This window comes from Pseudomonas fluorescens (assembly GCF_018614655.1).
Classification (GTDB): domain Bacteria; phylum Pseudomonadota; class Gammaproteobacteria; order Pseudomonadales; family Pseudomonadaceae; genus Aquipseudomonas; species Aquipseudomonas fluorescens_BX.
The window spans coordinates 69190-87716 of the sequence record NZ_JAGGOG010000013.1; the positions used below are offsets into that span (position 1 = coordinate 69190).

Here is an 18527-nt window from a genome sequence, read left to right on the forward strand (position 1 = left end):
AACACTGGCCCTGTGACGAGGGGGCTTGCCGGATCGCCGTATCGCCCCCTTGGGTGGCGAAGCCGCCCTAAAACCTGTTATCTCGGTCTATCTGAAAAACTCGGCGATCTTATTAGGGCCGCTGCGCAGCCCAACGGGGGCAAGCCCCCTCGCCACAGGGGCAGTGCGCGGCTCGTGTCGTTACCGTCATATCTGGTAGCATGCCTGCGACCTATCGCATGTTACTTGCTTACTTCGACACGATCCGCGCAAAGAACCTCATGAATAAATCCGACTGGATCATCTGCGAGCACTGCGATTCCGTTTACCAGCCCACACCGCTGGTGCGTGGGCAGAAGGCTTTTTGTCTGCGTTGTGGTGCTGTCCTCGATCGCGGCGGACACCTGAGCACCCAACAACTGCTGGCGCTTTCCATCTGTGCCGCGATTGTCTTTTGTTTTGCCAACGCGTTCCCGGTGATGTCCATCAGCCTGCAAGGCCTGGGCAACGAGGCCACGTTGTGGCAGTCGGTGGAGGCGCTTGCCCAGGGACGTATCAGTGTCATCGCGGCCGTAGCCGGCCTGACCATCATCCTGGCCCCGATGCTGCAAATCATCCTGTTGTGTTGGGTGCTGAGCTTTGCGGTGGCGGGCGTCGCCGCGCCCGGCTTCAAGGCCTGCATGCGGGCGCTGGAGCATCTGCGCCCCTGGAGCATGCTGGAGGTCTGCCTGCTGGGCATCCTGGTAGCGATCATCAAGCTTGGGGGGATGCTCGATGTGCATCCTGGTCTTGGCCTGTGGGCGCTGTCGATGCTGACGGTGCTGATCATCCTGATTTCCGGCAAGGGTATTCGCCGTCTCTGGCACGACCTTGAAGGGGTCATCCCATGAGCCTGCCGCCCTATGCCCGCGACCTCCAGCTGACGCTGTGCCATACCTGCGGCCAGGCCTGTGCCGAGGACGTCCACACCTGCCCACGCTGCAACTCAGCGGTGCACCGGCGCAAGCCGGAAAGCCTGGCGCGCACTTGGGCGTTGCTGCTGGCCAGCCTGATTTTCTATATCCCCGCTAACCTGCTACCTGTGATGTACACCGACATGTTCGGCAGTGGCAGTGAAAACACCATCATGAGTGGGGTGATCGAGTTTTGGGAAAGCGGTTCCTGGGACATCGCCCTGTTGATTTTTATCGCCAGCATTGCGGTGCCGTGCCTGAAGTTCCTGGTGCTGGGTACATTGCTGGTGACGTGCCAGATGCGCAGCCGGTGGGCCATGCGCGAGCGGTCCAGGCTATACCGCCTGATCGAGGTGATCGGCTACTGGTCGATGCTCGATGTACTGGTGGTTGCGCTGATCGCGGCCCTGGTGCAGTTCCGCTCGCTGAGCAGTATCGAGCCGCGCCTGGGTATCCTGTTTTTTGGTTTGGTTGTGGTACTGACGATGTTGGCTGCCATGAGTTTTGATCCCCGGCTTATCTGGGACGCAGAGGTTGAAGATGCCTGATCACCCACGCTCCACCCCCACGCCTTCGAGCCCTGAGGTCCGGAGCCGACGCTTCAACGTTTCACTGGTCTGGCTGGTGCCCATCGTGGCGGCCCTGATCGGCCTGTCGATGGTGGTTCATAAGGCGATGTCGGTGGGTCCGCAGATCGTCGTCACCTTTCTCACTGCCGAAGGGCTTGAGGCCAACAAGACTCAGGTCAAGTACAAGAACGTAGTGATCGGCAAGGTCACGGCGATCGCCTTGAGCGACGACCGTGCCCACATTGACGCAACCATCGAGCTGGACCAGTCCGCTGCGGCGTTCACCACACGCGACACGCGCTTCTGGGTGGTGCGCCCGCGTATCGGTGCCGGCGGAGTGTCGGGAGTCGATACGCTGTTGTCCGGTGCCTTCATCGGCGCCGACCCGGGCGAGGACAAGGAAACCGGAAAAAACTTCGTCGGCCTGGAAAACCCGCCGGCCATCACCTATGGACAAAAAGGCAAGCGCTTCACCCTGCACACTGCTGACCTGGGCTCACTGGACATCGGTTCCGCCGTCTACTACCGGCGCATTCAGGTCGGGCAGGTGGTGTCCTATCAGTTAGCCGGCGACGGCAAAGGCGTAGACATCGATATTTTCGTCAATGCCCCTAACGATCAGTATGTGCGCAAGGACAGTCGATTCTGGAACGCCAGCGGCGTGGATGTCAGCCTCGGTGCCAACGGCCTGAAGGTGAACACCCAGTCGGTGGCTTCGATCCTGGCCGGCGGCGTTGCCTTCATCGAACCCAACTACAGCGTCGACAAGTCCCTGGCCGATGAGCGCGCCGAGTTCACCCTGTTCGATGACCTGGAAACCGCACTGGCACGGCCGGACGGCGAAGGCCGTTATGTGCAGATGCGGTTCGACCAGTCCCTGCGTGGCCTGACGGTAAACGCCGCGGTGGAGTTTCTGGGGGTGAACGTGGGTCGTGTGGTCTCGGTGGACCTGGACTACGACGCCAAGGCTGAGACCTTTCCCACGGTAATCGGGGCGGTCATCTATCCCAACCGCCTGGGCAAGGCACACGACAAGTTGGCCCTGATGGGCGATGACGATGACGCCAAAGGCGCGCGACTGATGGAGCAGATGGTCAAGCACGGCCTGCGCGCCCAGGCCCGCAGCGCGAACCTGCTGACGGGGCAGTTGTACATTTCCATGAACTTTGTGCCCAACGCCAAGCCAGTCGCCTTCGACGCGACTGCACGGCCAATGCTCATTCCTACGGTACCCGGCAGCCTGGACAAGGCGCAGGAGCAGTTGCAGGCCTTCGTCGACAAGCTCAGCAAGATCCCGATCGACCAGATTGCCGACAACCTCAACGGCAGCCTCGGCCAGTTGAACAAGACCCTGGCGAACGTCAACGGTCAGGTACTGCCAGAGATGCGTGACACCCTGGTACAGACTCGCAAGACCCTGGCCACGGCCAACGACAGCTTTGCCGAAGATTCGCCACAGCGCCAGCAGTTGGGCCAGGCCATGGATGAAGTGCAGCGCACGGCGCGCTCGGTGCGTGTGCTCACTGACTTCCTCGGACGCCACCCGGAAGCCTTGATTCGTGGCCGTCTCAAGGACGGCAAGCCGGATGCCTACCCGCCGACGCCTTCAACCTCTCGTGAAATTGATCAGGAATGACCGCCATGACCCTTCGTTCCCTGGCCTTGCTGGCCACTCTGGGCCTGGCGGCCTGCAGCTCGGCGCCGACCCATTACTACACCTTGGTGCCCACCGCGCCTGAACAGCGACAAACCGTGGCGGCGCCGGCCTTTCAGTTCCAGATGCTGGGCGTGCGCATGCCGGTGCAGGTCGACCAGCCACAGATGGTGGTGCGCCAGAGCAGCGGTGGGCTGATGATCCTCGAGACCGAACGCTGGGGGGCGCCTCTCGCCGACGAGTTCCATGACGCCTTGGCCGGGCAGTTGGAGTTGAAGCTGGGCACCCGTAATCTGGCAGGGCTGCCCAAGTCCGCCGACAAGCCGGTAGTGTCGCTGCAAACCGATGTGCGCCGTTTTGACTCGTTGCCGGGGCAGTATGCCTTGATCGATGTGGTATGGAGTTTGAGCCAGCGCAGCGAGGGCCAGAAACGCCGTAACCTGACCTGCGCCAGCGTGATTCACGAGCCGGCCGGGGTGAGCATGGATGCCTTGGTGCTGGCGCATCAGAAAGCCATTGGCCAACTGGCCAGCCAGATCGCTCGGGCGGCCAACAGCTGGGCTTGCCCGAGCTAACGCTTTTTGGCGTTAGGTTGTCCTGTAGATACCGTCTTGCGCGTCACCACGCAAGAACCCTGTCAGGTCATACATTTGGCCCGTTGTAGCCGCTGCCGAGGCACGAGGCTGCGATAAGGGCCGAAGGACCTTCGGCAGTTTCAAGATCCTGGCGACTGCTGCGCAGCCGATCGCAGGCTGCGCCAGCGGCTACAGAAAACGTCGTTTTTCTTAAGGTTATCTTGCAGGCTGCTCGTCAAGCAGCGGCTGTTCTTGCTCCTGGTGGTGAGTCTCGCCAATAAACAGGTACATGGCCGGCACCATGAACAGCGTCAACAGGGTGCCGATCGACAACCCGGCGAAGATCACCAGGCCCATGTCATGACGCCCCGCAGCACCGGCACCACTAGCCCAAACCAGTGGCACCACGCCCAGAACCATGGCGGCGGTGGTCATCAGAATCGGGCGCAGACGCACCGCGGCGGCTTCTTCAATGGCCTCCCGCTTGCTGTGGCCGGCACGTTGCAGTTCGTTGGCGAACTGGACGATCAGAATCCCGTGTTTGGTGATCAGCCCAAGCAGCGTCACCAGGCCTACCTGCGTGTAGACGTTGATGGACGCGAACCCCATGGTGATGAAGGCCAGCGCGCCAAAGAGCGCCGGGGGCACTGAGAACAGGATCACCACCGGGTCTCGGAAACTCTCGAACTGGAAGGCCAGTGCCAGGTAGACGATAAGGATCGAGAACAGGAGCAGGCCGACGAACCCGCCCGATTCCTGCATGAACTGGCGGGACTCTCCCGAGAAATCAGAGGTGTACCCGGACGGGGCGATGTTAGTCAGAATCGTCTCCAGCTTCGCCAGGAGCTCGCCTTGGGCTACGCCGCTGACACCCGACAGGGTGGCCGAATTGAGTTGCTGGAAGTGGTTGATCGACTCCGGCTGGGTGGAGGTCTCGATATGCGCCACCGTGCGCGCGGGAATCATCCCGCCTGAGGGGGTGCGAATGTAGTAATCGAGTATTTGTTCAGGGTTGAGACGGTCAACCTGCAGCACCTGGGGAATCACTTTGTAGGAGCGCCCGGCCGTCGAGAAGTAGTTCACGTAGTTGCCGCCCAACGCCGCCGACAGCGCCGCGCCGACATCTGCCTGGGTCATGCCAAGCGCGGCGATGTTCTCCCGGTCGACCACCAACTTGGCTTGCGGTTTGTCGAGTTTCAAATCCATGTCGGAGAACCAGAACAGCTGTTGTTTTTGCGCCTCGGCCATCACGGCCTGGGCCACATCATTCAAGTTCTCGATGGACTCGGTGGTGGTAATCACAAACTGTACCGGCAAGCCCTGTGCACCCGGTAACGACGGCAGTGGAAAGGCCGCGATCGTCGCACCGGGCACCTGGTTCCATTGCTGCTGGAGCTGCTTGATCAGGTCGGCTTGCGATCGGCTCCGGTCCCCCCAGGACTTGAGCAACACGCCGCCCAGACCCTGGTTGAGCGCCGGCAGCCCCGTCAGTTGGAACATCTGTGCGTATTCGGGCTCTTGTTTGGCAATCTGGAAGGCCTGGTCGGCGATCCTTTCCATCTGCTGGGGCGAGGCCGTCGGTGGGCCTTTGATCTGCATGAACACCAACCCCTGGTCCTCGGTCGGCGACAGCTCGCTTTTGGCGGTCATGCCGCTGGCGGCCACCAGCAGGAACAGGATAAAGCCAAAGGTCACCAGCACCGGCCAGACGTTCAAACCGGCGGACAACACCCGATGGTAACGACCACGCAGCCAGTCGAAATACTGGTCGAGCCGGCGCGCGAAGCGGCCTTCTTCCTGACCTGACTTGAACAGCTTCGAGGTCATCATCGGCGAAAGGGTCAACGCCACGACGGCCGATACGGTCACCGCACCGGCCAACGAGAAACAGAATTCCTTGAACAGCGCACCCGTGAGACCGCTGCGCAGCCCGATGGGCACATACGCGGCGATCAACACCACCGTCATGGCGATGATCGGACCGCCCAGTTCCCGCGACGCGATCAGAGCAGCCTCCAGCACGCCTTTACCTTCTTCCTTGATATGCCGGTCGACGTTCTCGACCACAATAATCGCATCGTCGACCACCAGCCCAATCGCCAACACCAGTGCCAGCAAGGTCAGCAAATTGATGGAGTAGCCGAGCAAATACATGATGAAGAATGTCCCGACCAGCGACAGCGGGATCGCCACCAGGGGCACAATCACCGCGCGGAACGAGCCGAGGAACAGGTAGATGACCACCGAGACAATCACCATGGCCTCTAGAAGCGTCTTCACCACCTCGTAAATCGAGGTATTGATGAACTCAGTGGAGTCGTAGACGATCTCGCCGCGAACACCCGCCGGCAGTTGGGATTGCAGTTCGGGGAAGGCTTTGCGCACGTTATCGGCGACGGTCAGGATGTTGGCATTGGGCGCCGCCTTGATCCCGATGAACACCGAGCGCTTGCCGGAGAACGCCACGCTGCTGTCGTAGCTTTCCGCACCGAGGGTGACCATCGCCACGTCCTCCAGGTACACCAGCGCATCGCCTTTCTGCTTGATCACCAGCCGCTTGAATTCATCTACTGTGTGCAAGTCGGTGCCGGCAGTCAGATCCACCGTGACCGTTTGCCCTCGGGTCGAGCCGACGGCGGACAGGTAGTTGTTATTGGCCAACGCGGCGGAAACGTCCTGCGCGGTGACGTTATGTGCCGCCAGCTTGTCCGGGTCCATCCAGGCACGCAGCGCGAACTGGCGCCCGCCGAGAATCTCGGCGGTTTGCACGCCCTGGATCGAATCCAGTTTGGGTTTGACCACCCGCACCAGGTAGTCGGTGATGTTGTTGGTGGGCAGTGTGTCGCTATAGAAACCCAGGTACATGGCGTCCGTGGTCTGCCCGACCGCGATGGTCAAGACCGGCTCCTGGGTTTGTGCCGGCAACTGGTTCTTGACTGAGTTGACCTGGGTATTGATCTCGGTCAGCGCTTTGCTGGCATCGTAGTTGAGGCGCAACGTCGCGGTAATGGTCGACACGCTGGTAATGCTTGAGGACGACAGGTAGTCAATGCCTTGTGCCTGAGCGATAGCCGACTCCAGCGGCTGGGTGATAAAGCCGGCAACGGTGGACGCGTCTGCACCGTAGTAGGTGGTGGTGATGGTGACGACCGTGTTTTCAGTGCGCGGCCATTGGTTGACCGGCAATTCGAAGATCGAGCGCAGCCCCAGGATCAAGATGAACAGCGAGACGACGATGGCCCAGACCGGTCGCTGGATGAAGGTATCGGTAAGTTTCATGAGACACCTTAGTGTTCTTGGGGAGTCGGCGCGGCGTCGTTCAGGGGCGCGGCACGGTTATCAATCTGCACCGGCGAGCCGTTCTTGAGCTTCATCTGCCCACTGGTGATCACGTGGTCGCCTTCCTTCACGCCGGACAGGATCGCGACCTGGTCACCCCGGGTCGGCCCGGTCTTGATGAACGTTTGCGCCGCCGTCAGTACCTCTTCACCTTTGTCGTTCTTCGTCGTTGTTGCGATGAACACGGTGGTCCCGTACGGGTTGTAGGTGACCGATGTCTGTGGAACGGTGAGGTAGCGTTGCGTCGCGCCAGACTGCACCACGGCGCGGGCAAACATGCCCGGCACCAGGCTTTGCCTGGGGTTCTCGACGGTGGCTTCTACCGTGACGTTGCGTGTGGTCGAGTCGAATTGGGTGTCGACAGTGGTGATCTTGCCGGCAAAGGTCTGATTGGACAGGCCGTCCGCCGTCACTGCGACCGCCTGACCGATGCTGATCGCCTCCAGTTGGGTTTGCGGCACGGTGAAGTCGATATAGATCGGGTCGAAGGTTTGCAGCGTGGAGATTTTGTCACCGGGGTTGAGGTATTGGCCGGGGTTGACGCTGGTGATCCCGATACGTCCGGCAAACGGTGCACGAATGGTTTTTTTCTCCACCAGCGCCCGCTGTTGCTCTGCGGCCGCGAGTTTGGCTTTCAGGTCGGCGCTGTCGGTGTCCACTTGCGCTTGGGACACGGCGTTCACCGCCAGTTGGGCCTTGTCGCGCTTGAGCACGATCACCGCCAGATCAGCCGTGGCCTCAAGGGAATGCAGTTGGGCGATGTCCGAGTCGGCATTCAACTGAACGAGTAGTGCCTGGGCCGGGACTTGCTGCCCGGGCTTGAAGCCCAGGGTGCGGACGATACCGCCCACCTCCGTGGTGACGTCGACCCCGCGCACCGCTTTAATCGACCCCACGGCGGAGACACTCGGTTGCCAGTCGGCGAACTGCGCGGGCATGGCTGTGACCACCGCGGCGGGCAGGGCGATTTTGGATTGTGCTATCAACGCCGAGATCTGGGTGAACTTGACCCCGACGATAATCGCGACGATCACCAGCACCACCACGATCATCAGGATCATTGGCCGCCACAGGCGACGCTTGGGCGCAGCCGGTTGTGGGGGCAGGGGAGAGTCAGTGTTGACGTCAGCCATGGGTGTTCTCACTGTTGAAAGGGTTCAAGTCAGTTGAACTGCGGCGTATCGGCAGAGGCATCCTTTCTGTGGGCCGGCATGACCTCCTGCCAGGAGGGCAGGCCAAAACGGTCAGGCTTGCCCGCCGTGGCTGGATCTACATCGGTACGGTTCCACCAACCGCCGCCCAACGCCTGGAAGAGCGCAGCGGTATCGCTGTAGCGGGCAGCCTGTGCCTGGACGCGTGTGACCACGGTGTTCTGGTAGGTTTGTTGGGCCGTGAGCAGATTGATGTACGCCACCGCACCGAGACGGAACTGCGCCTGCACCAGGGCCAGACTCGCTTGAGCGGAGCGTTCGGCGGCCACCTGCTGATTGAGCGCATCGGCATCGGCTTCCAGCGCCCGCAGCGCGTTGGCCACGTCTTGGAAGGCGGCCACCACGGTGCTGCGATAACGGGCAGCCGACTCGTCATAAGCGGCCACGGCGGCGCGTTTGCGATGCTCAAGTGCCCCGGCGTCAAAGATGGGCTGGGTGATCGAGCCGGCTAGGCTCCAGACTCCGCTGCCGGATGAAAACAGTTTGGTCCCGCTCGCGACCGTGGAGCCCAGGGAGCCGGTGATGCTGAATTGCGGCAACTGATTGGCGATGGCCACCCCAATATTGGCGCTGGCCTGATGCAGCTGCGCTTGCGCGGAACGTACATCGGGGCGCTGACCTACGATTGCCGAGGGCAGGCTGACCGGCAGTTCTTCCGGCAAATGCAGGGAGGCCAGAACGAAGCGCTCACCCCGATCCTGATTGGGAAACCGACCGAGATAGGCCATCAACTGGTTACGGGTCTGCGCCAGCTGTTTCTGCAGGGGCGGCAAGGTCGCGCGGGTTTGTGCCAGTGCGGTTTCTTGGGTAAGCACATCGGTATCGGCAATCGCACCCAGCCGTCGCTGGGATTGCAGGACGTCGAGCTGATCGCTCTGGAGGCGAATGATTTCCTCGGTGGCCGCCACTTGATCACGCACCGACGCCAGGCTCACGGCGGTATTGACCACATTCGAGGTCAGCGTGAGGTAAGTGGCCTCCAGCTGGAAGCGCTCGTACTCGGCCTGTGCGGTGGATGACTCGATCTGGCGACGGGTTCCACCGAACACGTCCGGAGCGTAGGAAACGCTCAGCGACGCTGAGTTAACGGTCAGAATCGGTGACGACGGAGCGCCCGTAGTGATCCCCGATATCTTCTCCCGGGTTTTCGATGCCGAGCCGCTCACCGACGGAAACAGCGAGGCCTGGTCGGCATACACCAGCTCGTTGGCCTGGCGCAGCGCCGCTTGGGCCGCGCTTACATCCGGGTTGGCCCGCAGTGCCTCTTCGACCAATGCATTAAGTGCCGGTGAGCGGAACAGCGTCCACCATTGCCCGGGAATGTCCATGCCGGCGACCAGCTTCTGCGCTGCGCCGCCTGCGGCCACATCCGCCGAAGCCGTGGTGGGCAGTTTTTCCCGAGAGTAGTCGGCGCCGGCAGGAACATCGGGGCGGGTAAAGTTCGGCCCCACGGTACAACCCGCGAGTACAACAAGGCACAGTAGGCTGACCGGAACATGCTCTTTCATATTTACTCTGTTAATCAGTTAGTTAACTTCTTTGTTGAGTAGTGAAAGCAAGGGCATTGGCCGGTCCTCCATAAAGGGAAGAGATGGCAGCAGGGTTCAAGCCGGGTGGATGCGTGGGTTGAACGTTAATTCATGAGTTGGTTTATCGCCAATAGAGGAAATGTTGCCTGGCAGGTCTTTTGCCGGGCTTCGCACTATCCAGCACTCTGTAGCCTGCAACCTGACCCGCTACGGGCGAGGCCAGATCATCCTGCGTGATCCTGAAACGGGCGTGTTATGCGGCGGGACTGAACCCCGCACGGACTCGCATATTGAGGTGTGTTGAGGTCGCGTCTACGAGCCGGCAGTTTATCGCCCGAATTGCACAGCTTCCCCCAGCAACTTCTTTTGCCGCCTGACCGGTGCGCTGGTGGGGAAAAGCACTTCGGTCGGCCGAAAGCGGGCAATGCCGTAGGCGGCAGCAATACGCTGGCGTTGCTGGCCCAGGGTAAGTGCTTGCCTGAAACAGCTTTCGCTCTGCCGCAGCCCCAGCATATAGCCGACGCCCGCCTGGAAATCGCCTCCATGGGTCTGCCACCAGACCGCGATGGGCTGCGGGTCAGGCCAGGGCAGGTTCTCATCGGGGTCCATGACGACATTGGAGTCCTCGGCGTCGTCGTTCGGGCCCGCATCGAAATCCGGAAGGTGCTGCAATTCCAGATTAAGCTGCGCCAGGTCAACGCCGCAAATCAGGCTGAAGGCCTCGCCGGCGACGCGGGCATAAGGCAGGTCGCTCATCTGCTGGATCAGCCACGGCACGCCGACGGGATCGCCCAGCAGCCCAATGGCCTGGATGCCGAGGCGCCGCTGCTCAGGGTTCTGTATCAACAGGTGTATCCAGGCAATGCTGCGTTCGCGCTCTTGCCAGGCCAACAGGACACAGAGCGCACGGTACTGGAACTCGCCCGGTTGCTCGGCGAACTGTCGCAGTGGCTCCAGGGCATACTCATCGCCCATCTGCGCGGTGGCCCAATTGACCCAAAAGCGCGTGGCCGCATCTTGATGTATACGGTGGGCACGAAGGGTCGGCATCAGGTCATGCCGGCGCAGTTCGCCGGCCGTACGGGCGGCACGCGCCAGCACGTTGGGGTCGGCTTGCGACAGTTCGGTCAGCAGGGCAGGGCCCGGGTCGTGACGATGCATACCGCAGGCGGCAAGGCCAAGCCGGCGGAACAAGGGCTTGGGGGAGGCGAGCATGCGGTCGATCCAGGGCGATACCCACTCCCAGTCGAGCCACCCCAAGGCCATCAGATAACCGCGCTCCGTTTCCGCGGCGCTTCTCACGTGTTCGCTGAGTTGCGACAACACGTTCGTACTGTGTGCCTCGAAGGCCAGGACCACACTGGCGAACATCTCGCCAACCGTGTGTGGGCCGAGCTGGGCCAGCAGGGTCTCCAGGCCTGCGGGGCCGGCGATACGCAGGCCATCGAGATGAGCGTCGATACGGTCTTCCAGTTTGCCGAGTTCGTCCAGATCGTAATGCGGCGCGCGCAATGCGTAGTCGCGTAGCACGGTAAGAAAGCCGGCCTCTTCGGCATGCAGGTCAAGCACGATGGGGAGTGTGTTCATCAGACACCGATCCTGATGCATGAGTTAGTCAATTCGCAGGCACCGCGTCCAGGTCGAACCATCGAACTGCATGACATCCTTGGGCCCGATGGACCACATGATCCCGTCGGCCGTACTCAGGTGATAACAGGTCAGCGGAACGTCGTCGCCGAAATCGACGGGCTTGAGCTTGCCGTCCTCGAGCCGGTAGACGAAATGAGTGGAGGACACGTATAGCTGTCCATCGAACACCTCCATGCCCCAAAGGTCTTCTCGGGTGCTTTCATGCTCGATCATTTCCCATTGATCATGGCGTCCCCGAAGCAAGGTCCCGAGCTGGCCGCAAGCATAGGTAAAACCGTCCGGCGCACAGCGAACCTTGTAGAGCGCCAGGTTGGTGGGGCTGTTCTGCTGGGTGAAGCGGGCGCCGTCGTACTGCCAGATTTCGCCTTCCCAACCGACGGTGTAGATTTCCTGTTCGCTGAACCCGTCGATGGACTCAAAGCTGGTGTCGGTGATCGGGGTGTCACCGACCTGGGCGCTTTGGTCGATGCATCTCCATTGGTCTTCGTCTTCACGAAGATAGGCTTGTCGGCAGGTGCCTACGGCATAGGCTCGACCTTTGGCGATGCCACGGATTTCGCGCAGGGGGCCGCGTTTTTTTGGGTCTACGCCGCAGTTGGCGATGGATTCTTCCAGTACAGTGCCGCCACCACTGGCTTCTACCGATCCATCCGTGCCCAGCATCACATAACGTTCGACTGGCACATGGCAGACCGTTCCGGAACAGGCAAGCCAGGGCACTGTGTCGGCGTACCAGGTTCCCTCATCCAGAGTGAACAGTATCGAACCTGTATAACCTTCGCTGATAGAGATGTCGTTTGTGGTAATCAAGTAACTGAGATCTGAGTAGCGGATGATTCCAGTACCAATGCTGAGTCCACTGAATCGCGGGTCTTGAGAATCCATGTTGGTCTCCTGATGTGAGTTAATTAACGGCGACGGCTTTTAGGGTACATCTCGACCTTAGCCCTATCGCGCTCGTCTTGATTGCTGGTCATCGACGCGCAGGCATTGATCGGTTTTTCCTTGCCTGGATCCTTTACTTTGTCGTGATACTTGTTCAACTGAGCTTCCAGACACTCCTGACTGCAGTCGGAGTCCGGAAAGGTTTTCTTGGCCGCCAAGGCTCCAGTCTGCGTGGCCTTGGCCCTTGGCCACTCACCTTTTGCATCGGCTTCCTGCAAGGCCACCACCCCACGCCGCGTATGCATCTGGCCGTGGGTGGCGGTGGTTTGATTGGGCCCCTCTGCGCACATCACCGGGGCTTTGTTGGTCTGGTATTTGCTCCAGCCAGCTTTGGTCGGGTGCTTGCTTCTGGGTTGGCCGGGAAAGGCCGGCCCTTCGGTAAAGGACGCCGAGTCGATCAGGTGGTCACCGGTTTGTCCGGGGCAACATCTGTTGGGTTTGAACGGCGCGAGAAAACAGCGCATTGCCCTTTGGCAAGGGTCGTTGTTGATGGTCTCGGCCAGAGACGAATACTCACCCTGGACTTCGGCGTGTTTGCCCAGATAGGCCGGATGGTCTTTAAACCCGTTACCTGCCGCGTCTTTAGCCGCTTTGCGGGCTTTGCTCGCGGCCTGTAGCTTGCTGATATCCGGGCAGATCATTTTCTGCTTGGTGTCTCCGCAAGCGTCTTTCGCCCGGTCTCGTTCTCCCTCGCATTGGGCCAAATCCTTGGCGAGTGCCATTCGGTCCGTATAGGTCCAGGGCATGGTATTACCCGGTTGGGAGGCATGATTGTGGGTGGTCAGGTCCATGTGCCGGACGACGTTCTTGCCTTCGTATTTCACATCCATCGACCAGGAGGTGAAATACACCTTGCCCTTGATCTTGCTGGTGACAACCCCCTTTTTCGGCGCATTGCCAGCCTCATCCCCATAGCTCGTCTTGAAGTAGCTCTTATCCTTGAGCATGACTTCCTTGCCGCTGATCTTTACCGTCCGACTGCCCTTGGTCGTGTCCTTGGCCATCCCGGTGTTGGGGTAGGGGATGGGCACACCCAGCGGGGTGGGCGGGGCCACGGGCGGGGTGAAGCAGACATCCGGAAAGCAGGCGATCGACTTGCCGTCGGCCGATTTGCAGGACACTTCCATATTGTTGGCAAATACTTGGTTGGCCATCAGGCAGCCCTCACGGTCTGGTAACTGAGCAGTGCGACGGCGCGTTGGCCGGCGTCGTTGCCCAGGTGGCAAAAAATATTCGGTCCTTCGCCGTAGCCCTTACGGCTGGCCGCCAATGCCACAGCGAGCATCGCCGGGCCGATGGCGGCGCCGACTTCGCCGATGCAGTCGGCCGGATGCCAGAGATGGAAGAACTCTTTGCGTACCCGCAGGTTGCGGCTCAGGGCCAGGGAGGCTTCCTTGAAGTAATACTGTTCGCCGGAAATATCCGTCAGACGATAATCCATCTGCTCCAGCCCACAGCCGGCTTCGCTCAGGGCTGCGCGGACGGCCTGGGTCAGACCGTCCGCGCGTAGGGGGATATTCTCAGCCTCCACCGTGGCTTGTTCCAGGCCGAAACCCAGACCGATGCAGGCCAATTGCGGCTTTTCATTGGCAACGGGGGCGGCCAGCACCACGGCTGCAGCACCTTCACCGGGGATAAAACCGTTGGAGTTCTGACTGGTGAGCAGGCGTTCGCGTTGCTCGAACGCGGTCAGCGTCGGTCCGTTAAGGAAGGAATCGACGCCGGCAATCAGCACGTGGCGATGGCGTCCCTGGTAGATCAGTGCGCGCGCGTCATGCAGGGCCACGGCAGCGCTGACTCTGCCACGGGCGATGATATTAGAGGCGGGATGAAAGCGCAGGCCCAGTTCGTCTTCGATGGCGTGCAGCAGCCCTTTATCGAGACCTTCGAGGCGGCCGGGGCGCTCGGGCTCTGCCAGCCCCAGCAGCAGCGGAGTTTTTTCCGGATCGACGTTGGGGGTGCTTTGCAGGGCCTCGGCGATAGCCCGGGCGGCCATCTTGATCAACTTGGTGCGGCCGCGCCAGGGCTGTTCCAGCGGCACGCTGGCGGCAATCAGCCATTCGCCGCCGCGGTCGATAAAACGGGTTTCCTGGAAGTTGTCGATGGCGCAGCGGATCGCCGCGCAGCTCGCCGGTGCGCTGAGGCCGACAGCGCTGACCATGCCGGAGCCGATGATGCACAGAGCACTCATCAGTGCGTTTCCTCCGGGGCACGCTTGGCGTTTACCAGGGCGCGCAGCGACGGGTAGTAATCCTTGCCCAGTTCACGGGCGCGCCACCAACCCGTGGACATCGTGCCGACCAGCACCTGGGCAATCTCGAACATGTTGCGCCGTAGCGGACGGGAGATACGCCAAGTCAATTGCACCTGGCGAGCGTCTGTGTCGATCAGCAGGGTGTCGATCACCGCCGACACCGTCTCATGGCCGCCTTTTTTCAGGAAGAAGGTCACCGGCACCTCCATTTCAGGGATACGAAAGCCTGCTCGTTCCCGGGAGGTGAGGTTTAGCAGTAGCACTTCCTCGCCGCCGCGCAGGTAATCGACCTGCTGATCGTCAGGGGCTGCCTGATAGTAGCGGGTATCGAAATCCGCTGGCAGAAACGGAAAGCAATCGGCTTTCCAGGCTTCGTCGTAGGTACCGGCGAAGCGGGCGCGTTGCGGCCAGCTACGACCGATGGGGCCTAGGGCCATAGGGCGGAAGTCACCAGAGGGGTTGTCGATGGGTTTGCCCAACTCCTCGGTGTTCGGCATAGGCCTGCCGACGATGTACGCCTTATCAAGGCTGCGCGGATACCAGCCGCAACCGCTTGGGTTGTCCAGGTAACCGTCACGCATTTCGGGGGCGTTCACCATTGGATGGGACCCACCATAGGCCTGGGCATAGGTGATGTTCTGTTCGGTAAAAGGCTGCGGCACGCCGGGAGACACACCCAATAGTCCCAATTGCCACTGCCTCGGCCCCAGGACGGAAAAAGCCTTGCTCACCCGACCAACGCGAATACCCGCAGTCAACTGCGTCACGGGCCGCCCGCCGGGCGCATAGGCTTTGCCACACACCAACACATCGCAGAAGGGCTTGACCGGGGCGAAGTCCATTTCCTGCAAAGGGGCGCTGAGGCCCGGTTCGCCGAGAAAGGTGTCGGCCATCAGTAGCGGTTGCTGACTGTCAGCGAGGGTCAGGGCGCGGCCGTCCAGCGCTAGAGTGAACGTACCTTTGGCCACCACGACCAGGGATTCGCGGCCATCGCGATCCATGCCCAGGGTATAGGCCGCAACCAATTGGCTGGCGTTGAGCAGTTCCATAGGCCGAATACCTGTCTAGTTGATCTGCACCGAGCCGCCCTTGATGCGGTTGACCCCGCTGGAACGGCTGGACAAGTAGGCGCCCTGGATAATCACTTTGCCCGCGCGGGTCAGGGTGATGCTCGCTTTGCCGCAACGCAGCACGATCTCGCGTTCGGCGCTCAACTCCAGGCACTGCTCATCCAGCCGCACGCTCGCGACGGGAACAGGTGCAGCCTGTGCGCCAAGCAGAAGACCGATCACCAGTGGGCGGATCGGGTCGCCGTCTTCGAACATGAGCGCCACCGGGCTGCCGATATCCGTCGGGCTTAGCCGCGCGGTGCAACGAGCGACGATGCCGCTGCTGTTCGGGCAGCCTGGGTAGGTGACCGTGGGCGCGCCGGCATGCGGCAGGTCGAGCAGGGTGCCGATAACGACCCCGTCAATGCGGGCCTGAGTGGGTAGCGGGTACTGAACCGTCATATACATACCTCCATGTCCTAGTTCTGCAGGATCTTCTGCCCTTTGATCACCACGTTCTTGTTAGCCTTGATGTTAATGGCCCCGGAACCGTCGATGATGATGTTCTTGCCGCGAATCGTGATGGAGCCGTCCTTCTTCATGGTGATGCTGGACGCGCCCGTGGTCAGGGTAATGGAGTCGCCGGCGGTGAGGGCGAAGTGCTTGCCAACGTCCAGGCTGTCATTCTGCTTGATGCTTGTGGTTCGGTTCCGATCGACGTCACGGGATTCGTTCTGGCCAATCTGGGTACTCTGATTGCCGTTGATCTCGATCCCTTCGTTGCCTTTGACCGTTTCGTTCCGGTTGCCGGTGATGCCGATAGTCTCGTTGCCACCTACCTCTTCGGTGCGGTTACTGACGATGGTGATCTTTTCATTGGCGCCGACCTTTTCCGTGCGGTTCGCACCGATGGTGATGGTCTCGTTGCTGCCCACATCCTCAGTGCGATTGACACCGATGGTGATTTTCTCGTTATTGCCCACATCCTCGGTACGGTTCACGCCGATGGAGATGGTTTCGTTGTTGTCCACCGTTTCTGTGCGGTCGTGTTTGACGTGTACGGTTTCGTCGTTGTCGATGGTCTTGCTGCGGTCATGGCCGACCCAGTGGGTCTCGTCGTTCTCGACCTCAATGTCCTGGTTCTTCTCGGCGTGGATAAACAGTTGCTCCGCGCCTTTTTTGTCCTCCATGCGGATTTCATTGAAGTTGGCCGGTGAGCCGTCTTTGCTTGAGCGGCTTTTCACTCCGCTCTGGGTGGCATTGGCCGGCAGCTTGTAGGGCACGGTCTGTTCGGCGTTGTAGACACGGCCGGTGATGATCGGCCGATCCGGGTCGCCTTCGAGGAAACTGACGATCACTTCCTGACCGATCCGCGGGATCTGCATGGCCCCCCAGTTCTTGCCGGCCCAGGCCTGGGACACACGAATCCAGCAGGAGCTGTTTTCGTTGGATTGGTCATGGCGATCCCAGTGGAAATGCACTTTGACCCGGCCATACTGGTCGGTCCAGATCTCCTCGCCACCGGGGCCGACCACCACGGCTGTCTGCGGCCCGCGAACGATGGTCATGGGGGTCAGGGGGAGGGGACGGAAGGCCTGGCTGGCATCCATGCAGTCCAGCTCGCTGATGAACTGTTCGGCCAGTTCCAAGTGCCCGCTTTCATAGAGTTCCTGGCGGATCTGATAGCGTGCGACCACCACCAGGTATTCGCGGTTCTGGTCCTCACGGTCGTAGCCCGTCAGTCTGAACAAATGGCCGGAGCCCAGGCCACGGGCGCAGCCGCGCAACTGCACGCGCTCGAACTGGCTATGAATGGCTTCAATGCGGGTGCGCGCGTAGTGCTCGCCATCGTTGCTTTGTACGTATTCACCGGGATAGTCGTAGAGCGGGTAGTCGCCGTTGCTGTGGTTGCGCGGCACACTGGAGCGCACATCAAGGCTGGCGCGTGGGCGCTGGAAGTCATAGTCGTTCAGCGCCAGCGAACCGGATTGTACTTCCCGCGCCAGTTGCCAATCGTAGAAATGATCGCGTTCGCGCATTTGCCGATCAGGGGGAAAGAAGGGCACCGAGGCGTAGTCTGCCGCTGTTGAATGGGCGCCATAGGCGTCGGCCAACACCAGAACGTGACGTGCATTCTCATGGCGAAAGTAATAATAGATGCCTTCCTGCTCCATCAACCGGCTGACGAAGTCGAAGCTGGTTTCGCGGTACTGCACGCAATATTCCCACTCGCGGTAGCTACCGCTCAGGCTGTCTTCGAAGTCGGAGAAACCGAGGTCGCGAAATACCTGCTTGATGATGTCCGGCACCGTCTTGTTCTGGAAAATCCGGCAATCCGAGGTACGCGTGAGCAGCCAGAACCAGGGCCGCAGGCTGACCCGATAACCTGCGAACTGGCCATGGCCGGTCAGTTGTCGGCAACTGCCGACAATGCCGTGAAAGTAGCGTTGGCCGCCCTCGAAAAGTTCCAGGGTCAGGCCCATCGGCTTGCCCAGCAACTGGTCGAATTTGATCGCCTGGTCTTCGGAGGTGAGGTCCAACTCATAATGGAACAAGCGCCCCAGCTCTTCACTGCCAGCCATACTCTGCAGCAGCAGGACATCGCCGCCGAGTGGACTGTTGACCTGAACCCAACGATTGTTTTGCGTTATTGCCATATCAGCCTTCCAAGTTGGCGTAGCACCTAGAGGTTTTAGCGTATCTGGCCGCAGAATCAAATGCTCGGTAGTGATTCATGGGGGGATGGGCGGTTAGGTAAGCGTATTCAGGATCTAGCGTAATACATGATTTAACATAATATACATTATGCGTAGCATCATA

General features: G+C 60.7%; 14 protein-coding genes and 1 pseudogene. 5 read left to right on the forward strand and 10 right to left on the reverse strand.

Features of this window, described 5'->3' with window-relative positions:
- Positions 1-260: 260 nt before the first annotated feature.
- From J7E41_RS12420 to J7E41_RS12435, 4 genes are read left to right on the forward strand one after another with little or no spacing between them, the layout of a single operon-like run.
- Positions 261-869, forward strand: coding sequence for a paraquat-inducible protein A (locus tag J7E41_RS12420; protein ID WP_214993274.1), 609 nt, complete (start codon positions 261-263; stop codon positions 867-869).
- Complete coding sequence (locus J7E41_RS12425; protein ID WP_214993275.1) at positions 866-1480, forward strand: paraquat-inducible protein A; 615 nt, start codon at positions 866-868, stop codon at positions 1478-1480. The genes J7E41_RS12420 and J7E41_RS12425 overlap by 4 nt, the downstream gene beginning before the upstream one ends.
- The gene (locus tag J7E41_RS12430) at positions 1473-3137 is read left to right on the forward strand and encodes an intermembrane transport protein PqiB (protein ID WP_214993277.1); all 1665 of its coding nucleotides are present in this window, start codon (positions 1473-1475) and stop codon (positions 3135-3137) included. Before J7E41_RS12425 ends, J7E41_RS12430 begins: the two co-directional genes overlap by 8 nt.
- Before the next feature lie 5 nt (positions 3138-3142).
- Positions 3143-3730, forward strand: a complete 588-nt coding sequence (locus J7E41_RS12435) for a PqiC family protein (protein WP_214993279.1) — start codon at positions 3143-3145, stop codon at positions 3728-3730.
- 216 nt (positions 3731-3946) lie between these two features.
- On the opposite strand, the gene J7E41_RS12440 is transcribed toward J7E41_RS12435, so the two are convergent.
- From J7E41_RS12440 to J7E41_RS12450, 3 genes are read right to left on the reverse strand one after another with little or no spacing between them, the layout of a single operon-like run.
- Positions 3947-7009 (reverse strand): efflux RND transporter permease subunit, encoded by a 3063-nt coding sequence (locus tag J7E41_RS12440; RefSeq protein ID WP_214993281.1) that lies wholly within the window; start codon positions 7007-7009, stop codon positions 3947-3949.
- An 8-nt stretch (positions 7010-7017) separates the two neighbouring features.
- Positions 7018-8202, reverse strand: coding sequence for an efflux RND transporter periplasmic adaptor subunit (locus tag J7E41_RS12445; protein WP_214993282.1), 1185 nt, complete (start codon positions 8200-8202; stop codon positions 7018-7020).
- Positions 8203-8231: 29 nt separating this feature from the next.
- The gene (locus tag J7E41_RS12450; protein WP_214993283.1) at positions 8232-9788 is read right to left on the reverse strand and encodes an efflux transporter outer membrane subunit; all 1557 of its coding nucleotides are present in this window, start codon (positions 9786-9788) and stop codon (positions 8232-8234) included.
- 220 nt (positions 9789-10008) lie between these two features.
- Here J7E41_RS12450 and J7E41_RS28520 point away from each other — a divergent pair.
- Positions 10009-10113, forward strand: a pseudogene (locus J7E41_RS28520) (hypothetical protein); the annotation flags it as partial.
- 23 nt (positions 10114-10136) lie between these two features.
- Here the strand turns inward: J7E41_RS28520 and J7E41_RS12455 are convergent.
- From J7E41_RS12455 to J7E41_RS12485, 7 genes are read right to left on the reverse strand one after another with little or no spacing between them, the layout of a single operon-like run.
- Positions 10137-11396: a TIGR02270 family protein gene (locus J7E41_RS12455; RefSeq protein WP_214993284.1), complete on the reverse strand. Its 1260-nt coding sequence runs from the start codon at positions 11394-11396 to the stop codon at positions 10137-10139.
- 24 nt (positions 11397-11420) lie between these two features.
- Positions 11421-12344 (reverse strand): hypothetical protein, encoded by a 924-nt coding sequence (locus tag J7E41_RS12460; protein WP_251029473.1) that lies wholly within the window; start codon positions 12342-12344, stop codon positions 11421-11423.
- A 23-nt stretch (positions 12345-12367) separates the two neighbouring features.
- Positions 12368-13558, reverse strand: coding sequence for a PAAR-like domain-containing protein (locus J7E41_RS12465; protein ID WP_214993286.1), 1191 nt, complete (start codon positions 13556-13558; stop codon positions 12368-12370).
- The gene (locus J7E41_RS12470; protein WP_214993667.1) at positions 13558-14598 is read right to left on the reverse strand and encodes a beta-ketoacyl synthase N-terminal-like domain-containing protein; all 1041 of its coding nucleotides are present in this window, start codon (positions 14596-14598) and stop codon (positions 13558-13560) included. The genes J7E41_RS12465 and J7E41_RS12470 overlap by 1 nt, the downstream gene beginning before the upstream one ends.
- A complete protein-coding gene (locus J7E41_RS12475; RefSeq protein WP_214993287.1) occupies positions 14595-15707 on the reverse strand; it encodes a DUF2169 family type VI secretion system accessory protein in 1113 nt (370 codons plus the stop codon). The genes J7E41_RS12470 and J7E41_RS12475 overlap by 4 nt, the downstream gene beginning before the upstream one ends.
- A gap of 15 nt (positions 15708-15722) precedes the next feature.
- The gene (locus tag J7E41_RS12480) at positions 15723-16169 is read right to left on the reverse strand and encodes a DUF6484 domain-containing protein (RefSeq protein WP_214993288.1); all 447 of its coding nucleotides are present in this window, start codon (positions 16167-16169) and stop codon (positions 15723-15725) included.
- 17 nt (positions 16170-16186) lie between these two features.
- Positions 16187-18364 carry a type VI secretion system Vgr family protein gene (locus J7E41_RS12485; protein WP_214993289.1) on the reverse strand — a complete coding sequence of 726 codons (2178 nt, stop codon included), beginning with the start codon at positions 18362-18364 and terminating at the stop codon, positions 16187-16189.
- Positions 18365-18527 lie beyond the last annotated feature (163 nt).